The organism is Anabaena sp. PCC 7108 (genome assembly GCF_000332135.1).
Taxonomy (GTDB): domain Bacteria; phylum Cyanobacteriota; class Cyanobacteriia; order Cyanobacteriales; family Nostocaceae; genus Anabaena.
Genome location: NZ_KB235896.1, coordinates 1873954 through 1899335, shown reverse-complemented (window position 1 = coordinate 1899335; position 25382 = coordinate 1873954). Strand labels below are relative to the sequence as shown.

Sequence of the window (25382 nt, the reverse complement as noted above, 5' to 3'; positions counted from 1 at the left end):
TTGCCGTATAAATCCGTTTATTTTTGCATCAAAATATATAACTCCAGAATTGTATTTTCAGGGTTTGGTGGATATTAGTTTGAGTTGTGAACTGAGTCGATTACATGATATTCTTCAAACCAGGCTGGTTTTTCATATACATAAACTGGGTAAAAAAAAGGATACTTTTGCCCAATGGTTTTAAATATCTGCAAAAATAGCCTCTTTCAACATAGATGCCCTTAACCTTGTGACTCACGGTGAACAAATAGTTAATATAGAAAATGTTAATCCCCAGGACTTTTCATGGCGGTTCTGGCCTGTTGTACCAATTTACCCTTATGGTCAACGACGAACAATCCGTAAAGAAGTTGTAAAAGATACCATTTGGACTTTTGATCAGTTACAAGGGATTTTCTATGTTGTTGTGCCAATTCGCATGACTGTCGTTAAGCTAGAAAATGGCGGTTTGTTGGTTTATGCACCTGTGGCACCAACAGGAGAATGTGTCGGTTTGCTAAATGAGTTGGTAGCCGTACATGGCGATGTTAAGTATATTATTTTGCCAACTATATCAGGAATAGAACATAAAGTATTTGTTGGCCCCTTTGCGCGGTGTTTCCCCAATGCACAGGTATTTGTTGCACCTGAACAGTGGAGTTTTCCCCTAAATTTGCCGTTGAGTTGGTTGGGTTTACCAGGTAAACGGACTCAAGTATTGCCAGAAAATAGCCAAGAAACGCCTTTTGCAGATGATTTTGATTATGCCATATTGGGAGCAATTGATTTGGGGCCTGGTAAGTTTGCAGAGGTGGCTTTTTTCCACAAGCGATCGCACACCCTCTTACTTACAGATACCATAATTTCAGTACCAGCAGACCCACCAGCCATCATCCAACTCGATCCTTATCCCTTGTTGTACCACGCCAAAGACAAAGCCTCTGACATAGTTACCGATACCCAAGCCAATCGCTGTAAAGGATGGCAGCGTGTAACATTATTTGCCTTGTATTTTCAACCGAGTGTGTTAGCAATCCCGACATGGGGTCAAGTGTTCCGCGATGCCCAGAAAGCCCCAGAACGTTCTCGAAAAGCCTATTTTGGGTTTTTCCCTTTCCAGTGGCAAGAAAATTGGCAAACTTCATTTGATGTATTGTCTGGAAATGGACGTTTATTTGTTGCACCAATTTTACAAAGTTTAATTTTAAATCGCGCCCCCAGAAAAACAATAAATTGGGCTGATAAAGTTGCCAGTTGGGATTTTAATTGGATTATTTCCTGCCATTTTGATGCTCCAATTAAAGCAGAACCTCAACAGTTTCGCCAAGCATTTTCATTTTTGGAAAAACAGCCAATGGGTGGTTTTATTAGTAGTAATAGTTATCCTTTACCAGAAGATGATTTTAAAATATTGAGAAATATTGATGCCGGGTTAAATAGATTTGGTATTGTGCCGCCAGCCAAGGATAAGGTGTAAACAATTAAAAATTAAAAATTAAAAATTAAAAAATTAAAAAATCTTGTTTCATGGAACTTTTTACCTAATTTGAAATGGTAGCTGGATTTCTACCGCAGTGTAATCAATCTTGCTGACTACAACCAACGTTGTCGTTTAGCATAGACAATACTAGAAATCACAATCAATACCATAATGCTGATAATAGCAGGATAAGCCCAAGGTTGATCTAATTCAGGCATATATTTGAAGTTCATACCATAGAAGCCAGAAATAAAAGTGATGGGCAAAAATATGCTGGAGAGAATAGTTAGACGATTAATTCGTTCACTAGTTTTGCTGGCGACATTATCCCGTTGAATTTCCATTAATTCTGACATCCAGGTTCTCAAAGCCAGATATTCTTGCCAGAGATTATCAATGTGATGAACTAATTCTTGATTAAATAGTGTCTTCACAGGTGGGGTAATCCATTGGAAGTCGTCGTAATCCATCATCACCAGTAGTGATTTAATACTTTGAAAATTGCGCCTTCCCACACGAGTAGATTGCCTCATTGTGGCAATTTTCTGATACGTTGAGTCATCACCCAATTTATCTAGAACTTCATCTTCTAAATCATCAAGTTTTCTAGAAATATAGTCAAATACAGTATGGTAATTATTCAAAATATCTTTATAAATCAGATATAGAATATAATCAACTCCCCATTTTTGAATATCTAAATTTCGCTTTTGAAAATTGTTAGTGAGTATGGTTAATATTTTCAATTCCGTAATTTCAAAGGTTATGATAAAATTATTTCCTACGACAATACTGCCACGGGCTACCTCAAACTCCCGATTTTTTATGTGATGAGTCAGAATTTCATAGCTGTTAAATAAACAATCTTCTATGTCTTCATCAATTCCTATGGAGGAATGGTTGAAAATCATATCAACACGAGATGCATTAAGTCCAAAATACTTGATAATTCTAGCTGTTCCAGTGCGATCGCGGAAGTTAATACAGCGCAACCAAATATTGCGAGAATTATCAATTTTTGTCAGTACTACATCGACATCTCTAGTGGTGAATAACTCTAGGTTATTCTCAGAAAAGGTGAGGAGAATTAGCATATGGCAATCCTAACAGACTTCATTTGAGATGTCTTTGACTATGTTCTAGGTGTGTTTGTTTAGTTGGGAGTAGTGTAGCAATTTTCATGAGAATTACGAACTAAAGATAATATCATAAATCTTGAACTTTTGGATTTTCAATGTAACTCACTAACCCGTAATCCCATAATCATTAAATCCCTTTCTTCTCCATCTAAATCTGCAATTCTAGGCAAATGTCCCCAAGGTTGAAAACCAAAAGATGTAAATAATCCTAAACTGGGTTGATTGTGAGCAAAAATAAAACTCACTAAAGTCTTTAAACCTAAATTTGGGCTTTCATAAATTGCTTTTGTTAACAGTTGTTTTCCCAAACCACATCCCTGAAAATTTGGGGAAATGTAAATACTAATTTCCGCAGTTGAGTGGTAAGCAGGTCTGCCGTAAAATGATTGAAAACTTAACCATCCAGTAACTAAACCTTCTGTCTCAATTATCCACAGAGGACGCTGTGAAGGGACTCTTCCTTTAAACCAAGCCAAACGACTTTCCACAGATACAGGTTCTAAATCGGCTGTCGCCATGCGGCTGGGAACCGCAGCATTATAAATTGCTACAATGGCAGGTAAATCAGTTTCTCTAGCATGGCGAATAATCATTGCTGCTATTTGGGAAAATTGTTGTTAAAATCTTCACAAATAATACACTGTTACAGTAAAATTTATCAGTTATTCTGTTAATTATATTCAATATAAATGGAGAGAAAATCTTGTCTCGTATTTGGCGATCTCTAACTCTTGCCTTCACAGTCATAATCATCATTAACTTCTGGTCAATCTATGTGTTGGCAAAACCTTCTTCTATCTCATCTGAACATTCAGCAAAAGTCAATGTTAAAGTCCCAGACTTGGGGCGACATTTCCAAAAATTTGGGGTTGCAGGATCGATCATAATTTATGATTCCCAAAATAACCTCACCTATGAACACAATCCTCAACGTAATACCACCCCAATTACTCCAGCTTCAACCTTTAAAATTTTCAACGCCATGACGGCTTTAGAAACTGGTGTAATTAAAGATGATGTCGCTGTTCTGACTTGGGATGGAATTCATCGAGATTTTGAGACTTGGAATCAGGATACAAATTTACGTCAAGCCTTCAAGAATTCAACTGTTTGGTTTTATCAAGTTTTAGCACGCAGAATTGGATATGCACAAATGCAGCAATGGATTGATAAAGTTGGCTATGGCAACCGTGAAATTGGTACTGCCGCAGACATTGATCGTTTTTGGCTGCAAGGTCCTTTGAAAATTACACCCAAAGCGCAAATTGATTTTTTACAAAGGTTGTATCAAGGTAATTTACCTTTTTCAAAACGGACAATGGATGTTGTGAAAGACATTATGGTGTGGGAAAAAACTCCAGACTACACACTGCGGGCTAAAACGGGATGGTTAACTAGCAGTAAACCCCAAGTAGGTTGGTTTGTTGGCTATTTGGAACAAAACAAAAACGTCTACTTTTTTGCCACAAATATTGACATCAATAAACCAGATGATATACCTGCCCGAATCGAAATTACACGCAGCAGTCTGAAGGATTTAGGAGTCCTATAATGTCCTGATTTTTCTCTTAAAACTTGACTTTGTACAACTCGAATAATTCTCCTAATTGCCGTTTAATTACTTTAGCACCCGTAGCCTTAATTGTTTTTTCCCAGTCTGTCGTAGATTCTAGAAACACCTCAGCACCCAAATAAGTTTCTAGAACCGCCCAATCTTCAGCTAAAGGTTGTTCTGAATTGAGAATGTCAAATACAAACTGTCCTTCTGGTTTCAATACCCGTTTTACTTCTAGTAACACAGCTTGCCAATATTCTAGGGGAAAATAGCAACTAAAACCCGTTGCAATTACTAAGTCAAACTGACCAGAAACATAGTTTAAATGATGAGATGCACCTAACTCAACACCTTTGAAAAGTTTTGAGTTTAACTGTGAACCACGGGAATTCAAAGTATCTCTGGCAATATTACTAATTTCTTGTCCATAAAAAAATGCTTGCCAATCTCGCCAAGGATAGATTAAAAAACTGACCCCGCAGCCAATATCTAAACAATGTTGGTTTTTTTGAGGTTGAGCAATTTCCCAAAAAGGCGATACAATCTTATTACTTAATATGCCAGTAGTCCATTCTCTAAATATTGGCATTGCTTGGACTTCGTCTGGTACTTCAAATTTTTGATTTTGATATTGTTTATTAAAGCGATATGCTATTTGCGCTACTCTTTCTTGCCATTTATCTGATTGATTGGTATTGGTTGTGTAAGGTTTAGAAGACGGATTTTTAGACATTAATTACTTTTGTGATTGGTGATTGGTCATTTTCCTCTTTCTGCTTATTTCTCCTGAACTCCTTATACTCTTGCTAATAAAGGTGCAGCAGCTAACAGGGTTTGGGTGTAGGGATGTTGAGGATGAGAAAAAATCTGTTTAGTTTGTCCTAGTTCGACAATTTTACCACCATTCATCACGGCTATGCGATCGCACAAAAACCGCGCTAACCATAAATCATGGGTAATGAATAGGTAAGTTAACTCAAATTCTGCCTTTAGTTGTAGCATCAAATCAAGAACTTGTGTTTGCACGCTGGCATCTAGCATACTTACTGGTTCATCACATATTACCAGTTTAGGACGAGTAATTAAAGCCCGTGCTATGGCAACCCGTTGTTGTTGTCCCCCAGACAAATCAGAGGGATAACGCTGATAATAAAGTTCTGCTGGTGTTAAACCCACTTTTTCTAACATCCATAAAACCTTTTCTTTGGCTTGTATAGTATTAGCTAAATTGTGAATTAATAAAGGATCTGCTATACTTTGTCCCACGGTCATAGCGGGATTTAAACAAGCATGGGGATCTTGAAATATCATTTGGATTTGTCTACGGGAAGAACGAATTTCTTGACGTGATAAACTCGTTAATTCCTGTCCTAAAAACTCGACTTTTCCAGATGTAGGACGAATTAATTGTAAGATAGTTCTAGAAAGTGTACTTTTCCCACAACCAGACTCACCCACTAGTCCTAAAATTTCCCCTGGATGTAATTCCAAATTAATTCCATCTACAGCTTTAATTGTTTGTCCTTCTCCTTTAAATAAGCGTTCAATAAAATTCGGTTCTATGCTATAATATTGCTTAAGTTCTGTGATTTTTAGAATTGGTGATTGGCTTGTTTCTCTATTATCAATTACCAATTCTTCATTATCATTGACTGCTTGAATATGCAAAGCTGCTTTTAATAGAGAACGGGTATATTCATGTTGAGGTTGTTTAAATACAGTTTCCGTTTTCCCCATTTCCACCATTTTACCCTGATACATTACCCCAATGCGATCGCAATATTCCCCCACCATTGCTAAATCATGGGAAATCAACAACAATCCCATATTCTCCTCAGCACACAATCGCGTTAACTCTTGCAGAATTTGTGCAGAAACCGTGACATCTAAGCTAGTTGTGGGTTCATCTGCCACAATCAGTTTAGGATTAAGAAGTAAAGCCAGTGCAATAGCCACCCGTTGACGCATTCCCCCGCTAAACTCATGGGGATACTGACTCCAACGACTAGCAGGAATTTTCACTTTTGCCAAAGTCGCTAAAGCTTTTTCTTTCGCTTGCTGTTTTGATAACTCCGGTGAATGGGCTTGTAAAGTTTCAATACAATGATTACCAATTGTCATCAACGGGTCAAGGCGCGTCATTGGGTCTTGAAAAATCAAAGCCACCGCTTCACCCCGAAACTTCTGCATCTGATTTTGTGTTAAATCTAAAACAGGCTGTCCCTGAAAATTTACTTGACCTTCAACACGACTAGAAGAAGGTAACAGCTTCATTATTGCCCTACCAATAGTAGATTTACCACAACCAGACTCTCCCACCAAACCCATTCTTTCACCTGCTTGGAGTGTAAAAGATACATTATCAACCGCCCAGCTTGCTTCTTCTCCGTGGCGTTGGGGATAAGCTACGCAGAGATTTTCAACATTAAATAAGGCTTCACTCATAGTTAATTATTAGCCTGACGCTACAACTTCTATAAAATCTTAAATTTAGGATAGTCTATCAGATTAGTGAAAATAGTTGTTCTATAGCGCACTTGAATGAGATATATCTTAGCCCCCTCCTCGCAAGCGGGGTTGGGGTGGGGTTCTTTAAGAATGACTATGATTTTGATCAGCACCACAATGATAACAATAAGGCAACTTTTTGTAAGTTAAATTATGGCAATTATGGCATTCAACATATTGATAATATCCGCAATGAGGACAATGGGCATCATGAGTTTTAATGGTTTTTGCACAGTTAATACATTGTGATTTTTGAACCCTTTTAGTAGCTTGAGATTTATTATTAAAGACAACTGTCTGTAAGAATTTGATTAGTCCAAAACCAACGAGAGGAATCAAAAAGATATAAACATAACTAATTAGAAACAGCAAGCTACCAAAGACTTGACTGATAATATTGAAAATGAACTCTGCAATTACGCCAATTTGTAGAAATTGAAAGATTTTCAAAATCAACGGAATTAGAAATATTACCAGCAAATGCCAGCTAATTAAAGCTATCAGTCCATATCCTCTCTTGACGCTAAATTGATGTGCTAATAAAGCGATAATAATTAGAGGTATGAGAAAAATAGATTGAAATATCAGTTGGAGACTGGGATACCAAAATGATGCGTTTTCATAGCCTTTTTTAACTTCTGTAAATTTAGTTTCATCTTTGAGAAAAGATAAGAAATTAATAGTTTCTGGTTTGGTCACCAGTTGATTTTGCAGATTAGCTATTTTTTGTTTAAATGTAGAAATTTTGCGGTTATTTTTATCTAACTCTTGTTTGGCTTTTTCTGCTGCAACTTGATTAATTGAATTTCCTGAAGACTGTCCAGCAATTTTTTCTAATAGCGTTGAATCATATTGATTCCTAATAGTTAAATTTGCTTTTTGTAATTTATTGATATTATCTTGTGTCTGATTTATGCTGATTAGAGTTTGGCGATTTTCGGCATTATTTAGTTGATCTTTAGCTTCACCATAATTTAAACATATTTCTGAAACTTTACCTAAATGTCCTAGTTCTTCTTGTTGATAATTTTGCTTAAATTTGGTTTGACTAGTTGTATTGTATGGCAATGAACTCTTGATAATTTCATAATCTTTATCTATAGTAGGTTGTTTTTTATAACTATCCCATTCTGAATAGCATGGATAAGCTTGATATGGACTGAGATGCCATCTACTAATATCATCTAAACCTGTAAAAACATTAATTAGAATGAAAATATCAACTAGGATAATTACAATCAAACTTACCTTATTTACAGGTTCATTATTGATTGTTTGAGAATTATGAAAAAATTGACTTAAAAAACGACGTATTCTATCAAACATATAATTTTTACACTTACATAAGTTGGATTTCTTCACGTCAACCCAACATTCCGAAAATCTAATTTGTTGTTGGGTTAAACTATTGCTGAAATCAACCTACCACTTTCCTGTTACTTTGGTAGCAGTTTCAAGTAAGTTATAAGTGGCATTATGTAGTTAGACCAAGAAAAAGGAGTGCAGTCGTTATTTTTCCCCCTTCTGCTCTGGTTGGATTATGGCATGACAATATCTAATTAAAGTTGTTAAGCGTTCTTCAATAGTTTTAAGCCTAGCTTGTGCTGTTGCTGACTGCTTTGCACCTTGGAAAAACATCACATCTATTTCCAGAAGACGCAGTTGCTTACTCATTTCAGTTTGGTAAGACTGCTCTCGATATTCTACATCGCCTAAAGGCACAATTTGTTGGATAAAAAATTGATGCAAAGCGCCTAAACGCTGCCTTAGGGTAGGAGCATCTACTTGATTTTTGTTAACATCAGAGCGTAGTTGCTCTAGAAATGTTGCAAATTCCTGATATTTATCAAGATTTAGAGACATCCAGTGCTAGTTAAGATAGTATTAATGTCAAGAAAATTTTCTTCTAGAATAAACTTTTTTAAGGACTTAATCAAACTAAAAGCCTCGAATTACAGTTTGAGGCTTTGTTTGTCATCTATGGATACTCAGTCTTATATGCCTCGACACCTGCAATGGATGATGATCACAGGCAATTAGAAAGTCATCCTCACACTGTTTTTTCTACCCGTCTGTAGGGCAACAGCATCTTCTGGGGAGATGCTGTAATTTGCGTCTATATCTCACTTAATCCACCAAAAACTTATAATCTCTCTTGTATGAGCAGCTTACTTCTTAATTCTTCAGTTGATGTCAGTCTTCCGGAATGGCTTAAGAAATGTTTACGAGAAACATCAGCAAAAAACACCGAACCGGAAATTGAGCGATCGCATAGTGATATGGTTTTAATCTGTCGCGCTTTCCAATTTGCCTATCAACTCCATCAAGGGCAGTACCGTAAATCTGGAGAAGCATATATTGCCCATCCAGTCGCTGTAGCTGGTTTGCTGAGAGATTTGGGCGGCAGTCCTGCTATGATAGCAGCTGGATTTCTTCATGATGTAGTTGAAGATACAGAAGTTACAATTGAAGAAATAGAAGAGCATTTTGGGGCAGAAGTACGGCAATTGGTGGAGGGTGTCACCAAACTTTCTAAAATCAATTTCACTAGCAAAACTGAAAGCCAAGCTGAGAATTTCCGACGAATGTTTTTGGCAATGGCTAAAGATATTCGAGTAATTGTGGTGAAGTTGGCAGACCGTTTGCATAATATGCGAACCTTGCAGTATATGTCAGAAGCAAGCCGCCGCCGTAGCGCCCAGGAAACGCGAGATATCTTTGCGCCTTTAGCCAATCGTTTGGGAATATGGCGAGTTAAATGGGAATTGGAGGATTTGGCGTTTAAGTATTTGGAACCGGAGGCTTTTCGTGAAATTCAGCAGCACGTTTCTGAAAAACGAACAGCGCGGGAAGAAAAACTGGCTAAAACTACGAACGTTTTGCGGGAACGGTTGCAGCAAGCCGGAATCCAGTGTTTGGATATTAGTGGCCGCCCCAAACATCTTTATAGCATTTATCAAAAAATGCATAAGCAGCAAAAAGAATTTCATGAAATTTATGATTTGGCAGCGCTGCGAATAATTGTGCAAACTAATGAGGAATGCTATCGGGCTTTGGCTGTGGTTCATGATGCTTTTCGCCCCATTCCTGGCAGGTTTAAAGACTATATTGGATTGCCTAAACCGAACCGTTACCAGTCGTTGCATACTGGGGTAATTGGTTTGACCGGTCGCCCTTTGGAAGTGCAAATTCGGACTGTGGATATGCATCATGTTGCTGAATATGGGATTGCAGCACATTGGAAGTATAAAGAAACAGGTGGTTCCACTAATAACCAATTAACGGGTTCAGATGAAAAGTTTACTTGGTTACGGCAATTGCTGGAATGGCAAAGTGATCTAAAAGACGCGCAAGAATATTTAGATAGTGTTAAAGACAATCTATTTGAAGATGATGTTTATGTCTTCACCCCTAAGGGGGATGTGGTTCCTCTAAGTCCCGGTTCTACGAGTATAGATTTTGCTTATCGAATTCATACAGAGGTAGGGAACCATTGTGCAGGTACGCGGGTGAATGGGCGGATGGTGCCATTATCAACAAGGTTGCAAAATGGGGATATTGTTGATGTTATTACTCAAAAGAATAGCCATCCTAGTTTGGATTGGTTAAATTTTGTCAGGACTTCGGCGGCGAAATATAGAATTAAACAATGGTACAAGCGATCGCGCCGAGAAGAAAATGTGGCGCGGGGAAGAGATTTATTAGAAAAGGAACTTGGTAAAACTGGTTTTGATAATTTGCTGAAATCTGATGCGATGCAGACTGTCGCCGAAAAGTGTAATTATCACAGTGTTGAAGATTTACTCGCGGGTTTAGGTTATGGAGAAATTACTTTAAACCTAGTATTAAATCGCTGGCGAGATGTGGTGAAAGCAGATCAACCGGTGGCTGATGTTATCCCGTTTTTACCCAAGGAATCAACATCAAAAACTGCACGGGATACGCCACCAACTACTTCCCGTGCTAGTGATTCACCAATTATTGGCGTAGAAGGCTTAGTTTATCATGTGGCTGGTTGTTGTACGCCGATTCCTGGGGAAGGGATTATTGGTGTGGTGACAAGGGGAAGGGGTATATCTATCCATCGTCAAGGCTGTCATAATGTGGATCATGTGGAATGTGAACGCTTAGTCCCAGTGAAATGGAACTCAGCTTTAGAAAATCACGGCCGTCCTCACACTTACCCTATTGATATTCAAATTGAGACACTTGATAGAGTGGGAATATTAAAAGATATTTTATCGCGGTTGAGTGATCAAGGTATCAATGTGCGTCATGCAAATGTGAAAACTGCTTTGGGACAACCGGCTTTAATGGATTTGGGTATTGATATCCGCGATCGCTCACAATTAGAACACTTATTTGTACAAATTAAGAAAATGAGTGATATTCTTAACATCCGTCGTGTAGGCCAAGTTGAAGAGTTACAAGGCTAATTATCACTAGTTAGGGTGCGTTAACTATTTTAACACTTAACGCACCGATGTTACAAAAACTCTATTCCCGCAATTAGTGCCATAATAATTTAGATAAGTAGCCATCATGAACTGCGTACACCAGGAGGGATGAAAATCTATTTTCAAGTCAGGTAGGCAGAATAAAACCCTTTTTCCCCCTGCACCCTGCAAGAGCAGCCCCCTGCAAGAGCAGCCCCCTGCCTTATCCCAACGACAATTTTTAACGCCAATTTACTTAGTTAAGGGCGCAGACAACGAATGTAGCTGTACGCAGTAAGTATTACGGAATTGCTGTTTTTGGTGGTTAAATGAGATAATTTCAGTCTTATAAAGGCTCCCACCCAGTACCTCTATAACCATATTGAAAAATATCTGGGTGCAAAATTTCTGCTAAAATTTCCACAGAATCAGCCAGTCGCGGACCAGGACGGTTAAAGTAAGCGTTACCGTCGGTCACAAACACTCTACCTGTTTTAGCAGCGTGCAGTTTTTGCCATTCTGGACGTTGAGTTAATAATTTTGCTTCTTCGTGAGTTTTTTGTAAATCAAAACCGCAAGGCATAAAAATAATTACGTCGGGGTTAGTATTAACCAATGTTTTCCAGTCCAACTGTGCAGAAGGTTTACCCGTAACACTAAACAAGGTTTTTCCACCTGCTAAGTTGATTAACTCAGGTATCCAATTTGCAGCCATCATTAAAGGATCAGTCCACTCAATACAAGCGACTGTAGGCATTTCTGTGATAAATAGCCCTTGAATTTTACGGTTACAAATTCTAACTCTTGCTTCTAAGTTTTCCAGTATTTTTACTGAATCAACATCAAAAGCGTGACCAACTCGTTCAATATCACCCCACACATCCTTTAGTGTGTTAGGCTGCAAAGAGATAATTTGCGGTGAACTGTGGGTAAGCTGAGTGACAGCTTTTTCAACTTCTGGTAAGCTTACAGCACAAATATCACATTGATCTTGAGTGATAATATGCGTTGGCTGCAATTTCTCTAAAACATCAAACTTGATTTTATAAATACTCAGAGCAGATTGCAATATTTTATTTACATCATTGTCAATAGCATTGCTGGGAGCATTGCTGTTCAAACGTGCTTGAGTACACACAGGTACATTGGCTATTTCCGGGGGATAGTCACATTCATGAGATCGCCCTACAATAGCTTTAGACAAACCCAGTGTGGCGATAATTTCCGTCGCACTAGGAATTAAAGAAACAATTCTTATATTTTTATGTGTCATGGTTCCACCTCCTTTCAAGGTGTTCCTAACTTTAATTGTTGCACAATTTAACTGGTAAATTATCCTTCTTTAGAAACATAGATATTGATTTGGGAGAACATAATACCGCTTCACAGAACTAAAAATCCAAAAAAACAATCACGTATATTTTTGCCTATTTTTTAACTTCCTTTGTAGTGATGCATAGTAACTTTGTCTCGCTATAATATTACATTTTTATTATAAATAAATATAATTACATTTAATTATATCCTAAAATAATAATATACGTAGTTGAAAACTCGTAATATTTTTAAGTGTATTAATTTACTTTTAATGCAATAAGTTTGTTTACTTACGTATTACCCTTAATCTTTATAAATCGGCACTTTTAGCCATTTTAGTGACAAATACGATTTTTATTTTTTAGTAAATTGCATAACTAAGTAGTCAGCAAATTTAAATATTTGTTATTTTTATCTTTGACTTTTAAGTGGAAATGCTTAATAATGACTTCTCAAGAAACAAATTTCTCCTTGAGCAGTCTAACAACGTTAAGATACTATTTATGTTTTTATACAAAAATCGCAAAACATTAAAAACCGACAAGAACTCTAAAAATCCTGCTTACAAAAGCTCTTGGTCTATTAAAAATATAATAGTTTATGTATTTATACTAACCATACCTATTGATACTTATGCGTTTTTGCGTCTGGTCATACCCTTATTCTCTTCTCCCATATCTATCGACGTAGGTGATATAAGCAATATGGGAACTTCGTATTACCCAACCTCTATTCCTTGGATCAACAATCCATCCCGATGTGAAAATTCTGGTAGAAGTTGGGAAAATAATAAATGCTGGGATAGTGAACACAGCCCTACATTCTGAATTAAGATATCTGAAGTATTCAAAGTTAATTTATAAAAAACTATAAATTTCGATATAAATGGATATGTAATCTATTATTTGCGCCACCTTGTCTCAACCTAACGCAGTACGAAACCTGCAAGAAACCCATTTGAACCGCGCCCGTGCTAGTCTTAGACAGGCATTATCTTGGTATGGATATCTCCGCAAGTCAGGACAGCTATCATCAAACCAAAAATTAGCAGGTTTAGTAAAACCAGAAATAGAAGTTCTAACTACCACACTCAACAAGTTAGACTCCAACGTAGTCAGGATAGCTGCTTTTGGTTTAGTGAGTCGCGGAAAATCAGCAGTGTTGAATTCCTTGCTAGGTGAAAAAATTCTCCAAACTGGCCCTCTAAACGGAGTAACTCAATGGCCTCGTTCAGTACGCTGGAAACCAGGAGGAAAGGTATTAGTTGAATTAATTGATACTCCCGGATTAGACGAAATTGAAGGGGAAGCAAGGGCGCAAATGGCGAGAGAAGTAGCTCGTCAAGCAGATTTAATCTTGTTTGTTGTTTCTGGAGATATTACTAGAACTGAGTATCAAGGATTGCTCGAATTACGACAAGCCCAAAAACCACTGATTTTAGTTTTTAACAAAATCGATTTGTACCCAGATACAGACAGAAAGACCATTTACAAAAATTTACAACTATTGGGTGCAGGAAATCTTCAACAAAAACCTCTACTACCTGATGAAATTGTCATGGTAGCGGCTGAACCTGCATCAATGGAAGTTAGAGTAGAATACCCAGATGGAACTGTGAGTTATGAATGGGAAACACCACCACCGCAGGTTGAGGAACTGAAACAAACAATTCTGAATATACTTAATAGAGAAGGGCGATCGCTTTTAGCTTTAAATGCACTTATCCAAGCAAGGGAAGCAGAAGCAGTTATAGCTAGTAAAACCATTGATATTCGTGAAGAAGAAGCAGAAGATATCATTTGGAAATTTACTAAATATAAAGCTCTCGCTATTGGTTTAAATCCCATTCCTATTTTAGATATTCTTGGCGGTTTAATCACCGATTTAGCTTTGATTCGTTCTTTAGCTAGATTATATGGTTTACCCATGACAAGCTATGAAGCTAGTAAATTATTAAAAACCATTTTATTCAGTTCTGGTGGTTTATTGTTAGGAGAAATCGGCAGTAGTTTAATGTTAGGTTTAGGCAATAGTACCGCTGCTATAGTTAGTGGTGATAGTCCTGTGAATATTACTACTTTTGCTGGGAGTGCAATAGCAAAGCTCACCGGAGGTATCGCTCAAGGTGGAATTGCCGGTTATGGTGCTTATACTGTCGGTAAAGCCGCACAAATATATCTAGAAAAAGGCTGTACTTGGGGACAATTAGGCGCTGATACAGTTATTCAAGAAATTCTATCGCAGGTTGACAAAAATACAATTTTGTATCGTTTACGGCAAGAATTGGGTGGAACCTTTGGAGATGTTTAATTTCAGTTAGCACAGTTTCATATTCCCAACTACAGACTAAATTTTGAATAGGTATAAATAAGACATTTCTTTTTGATCATGTCCAAAAAAGTATATAAATTAACTAAAAATATTTTTTTAAATTGTTACCGTTGAGAATAGTTTCTTAACTGGTTCTAATACTTTCTCTACATTCCTATCTTCTCATACAACAAGAACCAAACAGTGCTGAGTAAAAAATACTTAAGTACAGATTGAACTTTGCAGTAAATCTTGATCTTACTCAACAATAAGGGTGAAAAGTCATGACATTTTTAAACGAAGTTTTAGCTGCTAGTAATACTAACAAAAATAGCACTAAAACTATTGAGCAAGCAATTCTTGAAGCAATTGCAGAAGCTCGTTCAACCTGTGATCAAAATGGAAGTAACTCCTCTAATTGTGCAGTAGCTTGGGATATTGTCGAAGAATTACAAGCTGAAAAGGCACATCAAAAACAAGCAAAACATCGTAAAACAGCCCTAGAAACCTACTGCGAAATGTATCCAGACGCATTAGAGTGTTTGATTTACGATATTTAAATTATCTCAGGGTTTAGCATTGCTAAACCCCTACCAAGTTTCTAATAGTTTCTAATAATTTCTAATAATTTCTAATAATTTCTAATAATTTCTAATAATTTCTAATAATTTAGGACTTACGCATTGACAATATTCCTCAAATATGTAATATGAATTATATTTCTTGTAGGGTGCGTCAGACACGATATTTTCACAAAAAACAGATTCTCTCTATCTGACGCACCTTAACCTTACTCAATAAGTTATTCCCAAAGGCGAAAACGACACAATTTCGTTCATTCACATCATGGCAGATTCTTACAGTGCGTAAGTCCTATAATTGTGCATCATTTTTTTATAAACTCATCCACTACTTGTTTAGTCATTTCCTGAATCACCTCTAAATCGGGTGCTGGTGTCTCACTTTCCATTCCCAACCACAGCAAAAATTCAATATTTCCGGCTGGCCCAGTTATAGGAGACCAAGTTAAACCTTTATATTTCCAACCTAACTCCAAAGCTGTTTTTAATACCTGAAAAATTGCATCAGCATGATCTTTTGAATCACGCACCACACCTTTCTTACCTACACGATTTTTACCGACCTCAAATTGAGGTTTCACAAGCAATACAGCCTCTCTGGGTGCTTGCGTTAATTGCCATAATGCAGGTAAAATTTTAGTTAAAGAAATAAACGAAACATCCACCACCGCTAAATCAGGAAGCGTCGCATTTTCATTATATAAATCTTCTGGTTTTAACTGTCTTAAATTTGTCCGTTCTTTTAAAATTACTCTTTCATCAGTTCTGATTTTCCAATCAACTTGTCCATAGCCAACATCAATTCCATAAACTTGAATTGCACCAGCTTGTAATAAACAATCTGTAAAACCACCTGTAGAAATTCCCCCATCTAAACACATACGTCCAGCTACAGGAATTCCAAAAAATTCTAAAGCTTTAGCGAGTTTTTCACCACCACGAGAAACAAAAGGAGGACGTTCTTTAACTTGAATTTGGGCTTTAATATCAACTTCAGTCCCAGCTTTATCAATCATCTGTTGATTTACTGTCACTTCCCCAGCTTGAATTAGCCGTTGTGCTTGTTGACGAGAGGGACATAAACCTAAATCTACTAATAGCGTATCGAGTCTTTGTTTGACCAATTAATTTGATTCTCCTGGTAATATTAGACTTAAAGCATGATGAATAATTTCTTTTTTATTAACTACCTTTTCTAATTCTTCTGGTTCATACAAACCTTCTTTTACTTCTAGGGAAGATTCATCAATAGCGTTTAAATAAGCTTCTTCTAAAGTTTCTAAAAGCTCCTCTTTGGTTAAATAATAACCTCCAGATTTACGACGTTTATTTTCGCGTTGAATTTCTCGGACTGAGTTTCTAATTGAAACTTCCCAAGAGCGAGTTGTTCGGTTTTCGGCTTTTTGTTTAATCAAGTGCAACAATAAAATTACTGCATAACTGCGAATTGTCTTAATAATATCATTTCGACTCATTTCTTCTAATTCTTCAACTATCACCAATGCTTCTTGGACATTTCCTTGCAGAAGCAATTCTTTCAGGGTTAATAATTCTTCCATAATTTAATGTCTAGCGATCGCTCAGTAACTCATAGTTTTAGTTTACTGTCATCCTGTTCTCGTGGAATGCATTCATCCTACTCCACAGCCCCCAAAGCCTTCAAAGTCAATATTTCCGCCCGGCTTAACCCCTTGACTCCCTGAATCTTCAACCCTGCATATAACCTATGGTCAAAGGTAGCGATACAGTCCCCAGACTGCAAATTCCACAGTTTCATCGTCTTATCATTACTACCACTAGCCAAGGTTTGACTATCTCCATTCCAGGTTACTGAGTAAACCCAATTGCCATGACCCTCAAAGGTGGCAATACAGTCCCCAGACTGCACATCCCACAGTTTCACTGTCTTATCATGACTACTACTAGCCAAGGTCTGACCATTTCCACTCCAGGCTACTGAGTTTACCCAATTGCTATGACCCTCAAAGGTGGCAATACAGTCCCCAGACTGCACATCCCACAGTTTCACCGTCTTATCACCACTACCACTAGCCAAGGTCAGACCATCTCCACTCCAGGCTACTGAGTTTACCCAATTGCTATGACCCTCAAAGGTGGCAATACAGTCCCCAGACTGCACATCCCACAGTTTCACCGTCTTATCACCACTACCACTAGCCAAGGTCAGACCATCTCCACTCCAGGCTACTGACCTAACCCCACTGCTATGACCCTCTAAGGTTTGCACACAATCCCCAGACTGCACATCCCACAGTTTCACCGTCTTATCAAAACTACCACTAGCCAAGGTCAAACCATCTCCACTCCAGACTACTGAGTTTACCCAATTGCTATGACCCTCAAAGGTGGCAATACAGTCCCCAGACTGCACATCCCACAGTTTCACCGTCTTATCATGACTACCACTAGCCAAGGTCAAACCATCTCCATTCCAGACTACTGAGTTTACCCAATTGCTATGACCCTCAAAGGTGGCGATACAATCCCCAGACTGCACATCCCACAGTTTCACGGTATTATCACGACTACTACTAACCAAGGTTAGACCATCTCCACTCCAGACTACTGACCTGACCCCACTGCTATGACCCTCTAAAGTCCGCAAACAGTCCGCAGTCTGGACATCCCACAGTTTCACCGTTTGATCATAACTACCACTAGCCAAGGTTAGACCATCTCCACTCCAGACTACTGATATAACCCCACTGCTATGACCCTGTAAAGTCCGCAAACAGTCCCCAGTTTGCACATCCCACAGTTTTACCGTATGATCATCACTACCGCTAGCCAAGGTTAGACCATCTCCACTCCAGACTACTGATATAACCTCACTGCTATGACCCTCTAAAGTCCGCACACAGTCCCCAGACTGCACATCCCACAGTTTTACCGTATTATCACCACTACTACTAGCCAAGGTCAGACCATCTCCATTCCAGGCTACTGACCAAACCGCACCGCTATGACCCTGTAGAGTCCCGACACAGTAACCAGTCTGCACATCCCACAGTTTTACTGTTGTATCAACACTACCACTAGCCAAGGTCTGATCATCTCCACTCCAGGCTACTGAGTAAACCCAATCGCTATGACCCTGTAAAGTCCGCAAACATTCCCCAGTCTGCACATCCCACAGTTTTACCGTATGATCATCACTACCGCTAGCCAAGGTCTGATCATCTCCACTCCAGGCTACTGACCTAACCCCACTGCCATGACCTTCTAAGGTTTGCACACAGTCCCCAGACTGCACATCCCACAGTTTTACCGTATTATCAAAACTACCACTAGCCAAGCTTAGACCATCTCCACTCCAGGCTACTGAGTAAACCCAATCGCTATGACCTAAAAGTGCCAATATTTCCCGTCCTGTTAGAGCATTCCAAATTTGAACTCTACCGTCACTATCTCCTGTAACCAGGTATTTTCCATCTGGACTAAAAGCAAGGGAATAAACTGATCCTAATGCCTTAGCAAAAAAAGTCTCTGTTAAATTTGCCCCAGTCAGGTTGACATTATACAAACTAGCCAAACCAAAATTCACACCAGGTATAACTGTCTCACTCAAATCCTGTTTTTCTAAAGCCAGCCGACTATCTTTGAGTAGCAACTGCACCGCATTACTACCACTGAAACCGGCTTCAATTTCTGTTTTACCTTTCGTGGCTTTGACCTCTGCTAATAACCGTTGATCTGCTGTTGTTGACAACATGGGAAACATCAAATCTAACACAGCTTTGGCTAATAGAGTTTTTCCGAAAGTTTGACTTAAATCTGTTGTTCCTTGGTCGTAGGGAAGAACCTCCACAACATCCTGAAAATCTGCTGCTAAAATCCCTAATTCTCGTCCCAATTTATAGGATACAAAAAACTCCAATAATGACCGATGGGCAGGATAATAATCGCCATCAGCATTTCTAATTAACATTGTTTGCCCCATCATGTCATGATGCCAATGGTCTAAATCTTTTTGTTCCTGTACCGTTTCACCAAAATAACTACGAATCAAATCTGGAAATTCTTTATAATTCAAAGTCATCCTATCAGTTGATAGCATTTCCCAGGAAAGTTCACACAGGAAATATAATTTATCTGCTATTGAGGTAAAAGTGCGTGCCGATTTAATATCCCGTTCCATTTTTTGGCGCACTGCATAGAGATAAACACGGGAAATATCCACAGGCTTACCAGCTTCAATATCCGGTAATGCTTCCATAATTAAATCAATCATCACCGGACGACGTGCTAAGTCTAATAATTGTTGATTGTTAATTACACTAGCAACGGTTTCTGGTTTAGCTTTAAACTCAAGTACTTTTTTAATTTGTTCATCATCAAGTTTTTCTAATTCTAAAACTTCAAATTGTGGCGTTTCTCCAGTTAAATTTTTAGTAGAAGCTTGTAATTCGGCATTTAAAAGTGTGCGTCCTTCTAACGCTTCTGGAAAATGTTCAGTCCGACAAGTTAAAATTGCCTTTGTTCCTGCTGTTCCAACTACTTTTGCTAATTCCCAGAAATTATTAATCATCGCTTGACGGTCTACCCGTGCAGCCATTTCATCAAAGCCATCAAAAATTAATAACAATTTCCCCATGCGGTTGAGTTGTTCAAAGGCAGAATATCCCGATAAACCAATATTATGTTTACGAAAAAAGAACTCAGAAAATAGAGATTCAATACTCACCGCTTTGGCATAATCTCTTAAAGGAATGACTAAAGGAATTCGCGGAATAGGTAAACCTTCTGCTTTCGCTTGACGATATTTTTGTAAAGCCAACCAAGCATAATGGAAAGCAAACCAAGTTTTACCTGTACCAAATTCCCCTAAAACGGATAAATGTTCTTTTACTGGGTCAGCCAACCATTCATTAATATAACGCTCAATCCAACCATCTTCTTGACCATAATGACTAACGCCAATTCGCTGCTTAGTTCTAGGGTTAATTTCTTCTTTGGTACAAGCTAAGGGAACATAATATTTATCAATTCCTCTGCTTTTAACTTCATTTTCTAACCACTCAAAATAACCAGTAAAATCAGCATCGACTTCGATTAATTCATCAAAGGTATAACAAAAAATCTGTTCATTTTCAGATTTTTTAACTTCTTCTCTGGCTAATTTACTAACTCGACGTGGTGCGACAATCCAACCTTCATCAGTCTTGTGAGTTTCTACAGCTTGTTTGACTGCATTAATATCATTAATTCCCGCTTCTGCTTCAACTCCGTGAATCAAAATGCGATCATATCCTCGCCGTTTAGGAATATTAATAATCCATTCAAAATATTCTTTTTCCAAGATTTTGTAAGTTTCAAATTTATACCCCAGTGTTTCAAACCATTTTTTTAATTGTTTAGATAATGCTGTTTCTCTGACAATTTCTCCAGGTGGTAATAATTGCTGTTGACTTTGTACTAATTGAGCAATTTGTTTTTGAATTTCTGGTAAACTCAGTTGATTGATTTGTTCCCGAACTTGATTTAAACTATTTTGTAAACTATCTAATTTATGGTCTTGTAAAATTTCCGTTGCTGTTCTAGATCGTTTGGCAATTTCAAGGAATAATCTAGCAAATTCAGCCAATTCTCGACGATAATCAATATTTTGGTCTGTGATTTTATCGCCAATATCAGAACTTTGAATAAAGCCATCTAATGTTTGACTATTAAAACTTTTATTTTGACTAAATGCTTGCTGAAATTCTTCTTTAATTTCTTTTTCTTTAAATAACTGTAAAATAACTTTTGGTTTACCTACACCATACTCAATTAAAGTATAGACATAAACTCCATCAAAATCATTAGGTGGTTCATCTGGTTTCAAGCCAAATTTATCTAAAATCTTTAATCTAGTTTCACTGTGATCTAGTTTATCTAAGACTTTATCTGTTGCTTTTCCAACTAATGTTCCGATGACATCATCAAGAATAAACATATCAAGATTTGTATAAAAGTATCTGTGTGTCTTAAATTTTATACTACTAAATACATTTGTGCATCAATAAACATTTTTTATATTAAAAAAAGTAAACGCACCTTGCCAAAAAGCCAAAGTGCGATGTCTACTGAGTCCGCGCAAACGGACTTTGATTGTGTAGCTGCGATTTCTAATCGCCAAAATTTAGATATTAAACATCAATCTCACTCAATTCACGAGTGATATAGTCAAAAGGCTCATCCACAAAAGCAGTATTAGCCACACCCGCAGCTGTAACTTGTGCCTTGACGATATCTTTCATAATCTGGATGCCCTGAACTGTTGAACCAATAGGTACACCCAAAGAATTGTAGGTTTCCCGGAGTCCTTGCAACACACGTTCATCCAACACATTCATATTGCCAGCAACTAAGGCATAAGTAGCATAGCGCAGGTAATAATCCATATCCCGTAAACAAGCCGCAAATCTACGAGTTGTATAGGCATTTCCACCAGGACGAATCAATTCTGGTAAGTCTTCAAATAACTTAGCACCAGCCTGTTTAACAATAGCCGCTGCATTAGAATTAATTGCAGCTGCCGCTTGTACTCTTGCTGTACCGGTTTCAAAGTAAGACTTGAGGCTGTCAATTGCATTCCGGTCAAAATAACGACCGGTTACGTCATAATTCTTAATTAAAGTTGTAACTGCATCGCGCATTCTTTTTTCTCCCAATCATTAACTATCTATGGTTTGATATTTATTTGGCAGCTATTATGCACCAGTAAACTTTTGTGCCATAAACAATAGATGCGGCACAAAAACGATCCATCCGCTATTTAAGGATTCTATGCCAAAGTTGACCCCCATGAGATGATATTTCCAGTTTTGTGCAGATGATGAAGAAAGGTTAATATAACCTGTAATCGGGATCATCTGTAACAAACACTACAAAATCACCTCAAGTCAAGTATTTACGATATTCCAGGTGGTGTGTCACAACTTGGGTTAGCATAGCAGGCTGAAGATGCTTTGGCAGATTTTCGTTTTACTTTAGGAAATTGGGTACAGAAGGAGTAACAATGACAACACCAAAAGAAGTCTTGAAGATGATTCAAGACAAAAACATTCAGATGATTGATCTGAAATTCATCGATACACCAGGGACTTGGCAACATTTGACCATGTACCAGGATCAAATTGATGAAAGTTCATTCTCTGATGGTGTGCCTTTCGACGGTTCTAGTATTCGGGGCTGGAAAGGTATCGAAGAATCTGACATGACAATGGTACTCGATCCCAACACCGCTTGGATCGACCCATTCATGAAAGAGCCAACTCTAAGTATCATTTGTAGTATTAAAGAACCCCGTACAGGCGAATGGTATAATCGTTGCCCCCGTGTTATTGCTCAAAAAGCAATAGATTATCTCGCTTCTACCGGACTTGGTGATACAGCTTTCTTTGGTCCTGAAGCTGAATTTTTCATCTTTGATGATGTCCGCTACGACCAAACCGCCAACTCAGGTTACTACTACGTAGATTCCGTAGAAGGTCGTTGGAACACTGGTAGAGAGGAAAGCCCTAACCTCGGTTATAAAACCCGCTTCAAAGAAGGTTACTTCCCTGTTCCACCAACAGACAGCTTTCAAGATATGCGGACAGAAATGCTGCTAACTATGAAAGACTGTGGTGTACCCATTGAAAAGCAACACCACGAAGTTGCAACTGGTGGTCAGTGCGAACTTGGTTTTAGATTTGGTAAGTTAATCGAAGCTGCTGACTGGTTGATGACTTACAAATACGTCATCAAGAACGTTGCCAGAAAATACGGCAAAACCGTCACCTTCATGCCAAAACCAATTTTTGGCGATAACGGTTCCGGTATGCACTGTCACCAATCTATTTGGAAAGGTGGTCAACCTCTGTTTGCAGGTGACAAGTACGCTGGCATGAGTGAAATGGGACTCTACTACATCGGTGGTATCCTCAAGCACGCACCAGCACTGTTGGCAATCACCAACCCCACTACAAACTCTTACAAACGTCTAGTACCTGGCTATGAAGCACCTGTAAACTTGGCTTATTCCCAAGGTAATCGTTCTGCTTCTGTGCGGATTCCTCTGTCTGGAGATAACCCCAAAGCCAAGCGGTTAGAGTTCCGTTGTCCAGATGCCACTTCTAACCCCTATTTAGCCTTTGCTGCCATGCTTTGTGCTGGTATTGATGGTATTAAGAACAAAATCCATCCTGGTGAACCCTTAGATAAAAATATCTATGAACTTTCTCCAGAAGAATTGGCGAAAATTCCTTCCACTCCAGGTTCTTTAGAATTGGCATTAGAAGCGCTCGAAAACGATCACGCTTTCTTGACAGATACAGGCGTATTCTCCGAAGACTTCATCCAAAACTGGATTGACTACAAACTGGCTAACGAAGTTAAGCAGATGCAGTTGCGTCCTCATCCTTACGAATTCTTCTTGTATTACGATTGCTAATTGCTTAGAATCCGTAACTTTTAGTAACTCTTTTAAAGCCACCCTCTGGGGTGGCTTTTTTGAACCTCGTCATTTGGGAATCACACGAAATGCACAACCTTAGCTCATAGAAGCATGACTGCTGCTATAAAGGCTTTGGGTAGTAGAATCTATCTTCCCTTGAATGGGGTTCCAGTAGTGGGATATTTCTTCGGGAAGACCAAGTTCTTGTGCGGCACGCATCAACATTGATTGTTGACGGTTTTTAACTTGTTGATGTTGACGTACCATTAACGCACGGGATTTTTCTTGAATAGACATAACTACACTCCTCTGTATTTTTTATAGATATATGGTTAACTATTCTTTCACTTCCCAATATAGCAAAAATTCTGTAGCTTATGTTACGGAATTGATTTTCTTAATATAAATTCATAATTGCATGAAAATAGCGATCGCTATTTCCACGATGTGCGGCAACACGAAAGGTTAATTAAACTTAAAACCTGTCTGTAAATCCCTTCCCTGTTAGGCTGCTTGTACACCAAGCATCTCCATTAGGGAAAGGAGTTGAGACGGGTTAAGCCTATTTGATATTTTTAAAGTTGACCCTGTGAAAACGCTTTATTTTTTAAATTGATTGACGATAACAAGCAAGTGACAGATAAGAGGCTGAAAAGTCTTTTGGTGTCTAGGTTTTATAATCAGTTCGTGTCCTAATCGCCCTGTCTCTTGCTATAAGATAATCTAGAGCGTTGAGCAAGTAGGATATGAAAATACAAGCCCACTTTGTGAGCAGGTATTTCATCGCTCATAAGCCAGCTTAAAGTCAACTATGAATACTCATTTTCTTCAGGCTGATGAATCTTAGCAGTCCACCACACCAACATAGACGGGTTAATTACAGAAAGAACAGTCTGATTTTCCACCTGTTCCCCCTGTTTACCCGCTTTTCCTGCTCACCCTATTGCCATGAGCCTTCCCAACTTATATACGCCTAGTGCAAAGTAGAAGTGGTTGAAGAAGGCTGGACTAGCATATATATGAGTCACTGATTCACTAATACACGCCAGGATAGCCGCAGTTACCAGATATTTTTAGAAAATACTAAACGGTTGCTGAATTGTGTAGTGCTGTAACTGTCTATATCTCTGTCAAAGAAGATGAAATCTGGAACGGTTGTGTAGTGCTGTAACTGTCTATATTTCTGTCAAAGAAGATGACATTTGAAACGGTTGATTAGCTGTGTAGTGCTGTAACTGTCTATGTCTCTGTTCGACAAATCGTGGAAGAGATGTTGAACATCCAGTTATCCGGTAATTTGATTCCCTTGTTGGCAACTAATTCTCCCACAAGCGGACTGACGCTACGGTTGTTAAACAACAGAATAGATATTTCTGGAATATCCCATTGACTCTTTGCGCCCACTACCGCGATGAGGTGCTGGCGTTTCTGGTTGGTTAGGACTAGTTTTAGGCTTATCAGCGAGTAGCTGTTGTGAACCAGAAGTAGCAATGAGCAGGTAGGAAAGGCGAGTGAGTACCGCTTCGCAGTTAAAAGCTAAGGAGCCGAATACCAGACTCGATACTAAAAGTGAAATGGCAGCACGCATAGTAGATGTCTATTTTAGAACTCTCTAATTCACTGATACTTAACTTTTG

The 25382-nt window shown here is 38.3% G+C and carries 19 protein-coding genes; 6 read left to right on the top strand and 13 right to left on the bottom strand.

The window, feature by feature from the left end:
* The first annotated feature begins 229 nt into the window (after positions 1 to 229).
* The gene (locus ANA7108_RS0109415) at positions 230 to 1456 is read left to right on the top strand and encodes a DUF4336 domain-containing protein (RefSeq protein ID WP_016950534.1); all 1227 of its coding nucleotides are present in this window, start codon (positions 230 to 232) and stop codon (positions 1454 to 1456) included.
* Between the two features lie 116 nt (positions 1457 to 1572).
* On the opposite strand, the gene ANA7108_RS0109410 is transcribed toward ANA7108_RS0109415, so the two are convergent.
* Together ANA7108_RS0109410 and ANA7108_RS0109405 are read right to left on the bottom strand one after the other, a co-directional pair.
* Positions 1573 to 2553, bottom strand: a complete 981-nt coding sequence (locus tag ANA7108_RS0109410) for a magnesium transporter CorA family protein (RefSeq protein WP_016950533.1) — start codon at positions 2551 to 2553, stop codon at positions 1573 to 1575.
* A 137-nt stretch (positions 2554 to 2690) separates the two neighbouring features.
* Entirely contained in the window at positions 2691 to 3191 is a 501-nt protein-coding gene (locus ANA7108_RS0109405; protein ID WP_016950532.1) for a GNAT family N-acetyltransferase, read from the bottom strand.
* A 110-nt stretch (positions 3192 to 3301) separates the two neighbouring features.
* Between ANA7108_RS0109405 and blaOXA the strand changes: the two genes are divergently transcribed.
* Positions 3302 to 4150: a class D beta-lactamase gene (blaOXA, locus tag ANA7108_RS0109400; RefSeq protein WP_026104074.1), complete on the top strand. Its 849-nt coding sequence runs from the start codon at positions 3302 to 3304 to the stop codon at positions 4148 to 4150.
* Between the two features lie 16 nt (positions 4151 to 4166).
* Here the strand turns inward: blaOXA and ANA7108_RS0109395 are convergent, their stop codons facing one another.
* The 4 genes from ANA7108_RS0109395 to patD form a co-directional block, all read right to left on the bottom strand.
* Positions 4167 to 4886, bottom strand: coding sequence for a class I SAM-dependent methyltransferase (locus ANA7108_RS0109395; protein WP_016950530.1), 720 nt, complete (start codon positions 4884 to 4886; stop codon positions 4167 to 4169).
* Positions 4887 to 4948: 62 nt separating this feature from the next.
* Entirely contained in the window at positions 4949 to 6598 is a 1650-nt protein-coding gene (locus ANA7108_RS0109390) for an ABC transporter ATP-binding protein (protein ID WP_016950529.1), read from the bottom strand.
* Between the two features lie 147 nt (positions 6599 to 6745).
* Positions 6746 to 7987, bottom strand: a complete 1242-nt coding sequence (locus tag ANA7108_RS0109385; protein ID WP_016950528.1) for a hypothetical protein — start codon at positions 7985 to 7987, stop codon at positions 6746 to 6748.
* 183 nt (positions 7988 to 8170) lie between these two features.
* A complete protein-coding gene (gene patD, locus ANA7108_RS0109380) occupies positions 8171 to 8524 on the bottom strand; it encodes a heterocyst frequency control protein PatD (protein WP_016950527.1) in 354 nt (117 codons plus the stop codon).
* A gap of 296 nt (positions 8525 to 8820) precedes the next feature.
* Here patD and ANA7108_RS0109375 point away from each other — a divergent pair, with 296 nt between their 5' ends.
* Positions 8821 to 11097, top strand: a complete 2277-nt coding sequence (locus tag ANA7108_RS0109375) for a bifunctional (p)ppGpp synthetase/guanosine-3',5'-bis(diphosphate) 3'-pyrophosphohydrolase (protein WP_016950526.1) — start codon at positions 8821 to 8823, stop codon at positions 11095 to 11097.
* Positions 11098 to 11443: 346 nt separating this feature from the next.
* On the opposite strand, the gene ANA7108_RS0109370 is transcribed toward ANA7108_RS0109375, so the two are convergent.
* A complete protein-coding gene (locus ANA7108_RS0109370) occupies positions 11444 to 12370 on the bottom strand; it encodes a cobalamin-binding protein (protein WP_016950525.1) in 927 nt (308 codons plus the stop codon).
* 959 nt (positions 12371 to 13329) lie between these two features.
* On the opposite strand from ANA7108_RS0109370, the gene ANA7108_RS0109365 reads away from it, so the two are divergent.
* A complete protein-coding gene (locus ANA7108_RS0109365; RefSeq protein ID WP_016950524.1) occupies positions 13330 to 14724 on the top strand; it encodes a GTP-binding protein in 1395 nt (464 codons plus the stop codon).
* Between the two features lie 284 nt (positions 14725 to 15008).
* Positions 15009 to 15284 carry a Calvin cycle protein CP12 gene (locus ANA7108_RS0109360; protein ID WP_016950523.1) on the top strand — a complete coding sequence of 92 codons (276 nt, stop codon included), beginning with the start codon at positions 15009 to 15011 and terminating at the stop codon, positions 15282 to 15284.
* 326 nt (positions 15285 to 15610) lie between these two features.
* Here the strand turns inward: ANA7108_RS0109360 and ANA7108_RS0109355 are convergent, their stop codons facing one another.
* From ANA7108_RS0109355 to apcB, 4 genes are all read right to left on the bottom strand, one after another.
* Positions 15611 to 16429, bottom strand: coding sequence for a TlyA family RNA methyltransferase (locus ANA7108_RS0109355; protein WP_016950522.1), 819 nt, complete (start codon positions 16427 to 16429; stop codon positions 15611 to 15613).
* Entirely contained in the window at positions 16430 to 16864 is a 435-nt protein-coding gene (locus ANA7108_RS0109350; RefSeq protein WP_016950521.1) for a DUF29 family protein, read from the bottom strand.
* A 77-nt stretch (positions 16865 to 16941) separates the two neighbouring features.
* The gene (locus ANA7108_RS0109345; protein ID WP_016950520.1) at positions 16942 to 21261 is read right to left on the bottom strand and encodes a hypothetical protein; all 4320 of its coding nucleotides are present in this window, start codon (positions 21259 to 21261) and stop codon (positions 16942 to 16944) included.
* A 193-nt stretch (positions 21262 to 21454) separates the two neighbouring features.
* Positions 21455 to 21964 (bottom strand): allophycocyanin subunit beta, encoded by a 510-nt coding sequence (gene apcB, locus ANA7108_RS0109340; protein ID WP_016950519.1) that lies wholly within the window; start codon positions 21962 to 21964, stop codon positions 21455 to 21457.
* A gap of 362 nt (positions 21965 to 22326) precedes the next feature.
* Between apcB and glnA the strand changes: the two genes are divergently transcribed.
* Complete coding sequence (gene glnA, locus ANA7108_RS0109335; protein WP_016950518.1) at positions 22327 to 23742, top strand: type I glutamate--ammonia ligase; 1416 nt, start codon at positions 22327 to 22329, stop codon at positions 23740 to 23742.
* Between the two features lie 99 nt (positions 23743 to 23841).
* On the opposite strand, the gene ANA7108_RS0109330 is transcribed toward glnA, so the two are convergent.
* Both ANA7108_RS0109330 and patX read right to left on the bottom strand, forming a co-directional pair.
* Positions 23842 to 24042, bottom strand: a complete 201-nt coding sequence (locus tag ANA7108_RS0109330; protein ID WP_016950517.1) for a hypothetical protein — start codon at positions 24040 to 24042, stop codon at positions 23842 to 23844.
* Positions 24043 to 25096: 1054 nt separating this feature from the next.
* Positions 25097 to 25333: a heterocyst-inhibiting protein PatX gene (gene patX / locus ANA7108_RS0109325; protein ID WP_016950516.1), complete on the bottom strand. Its 237-nt coding sequence runs from the start codon at positions 25331 to 25333 to the stop codon at positions 25097 to 25099.
* Between the last annotated feature and the right edge of the window lie 49 nt (positions 25334 to 25382).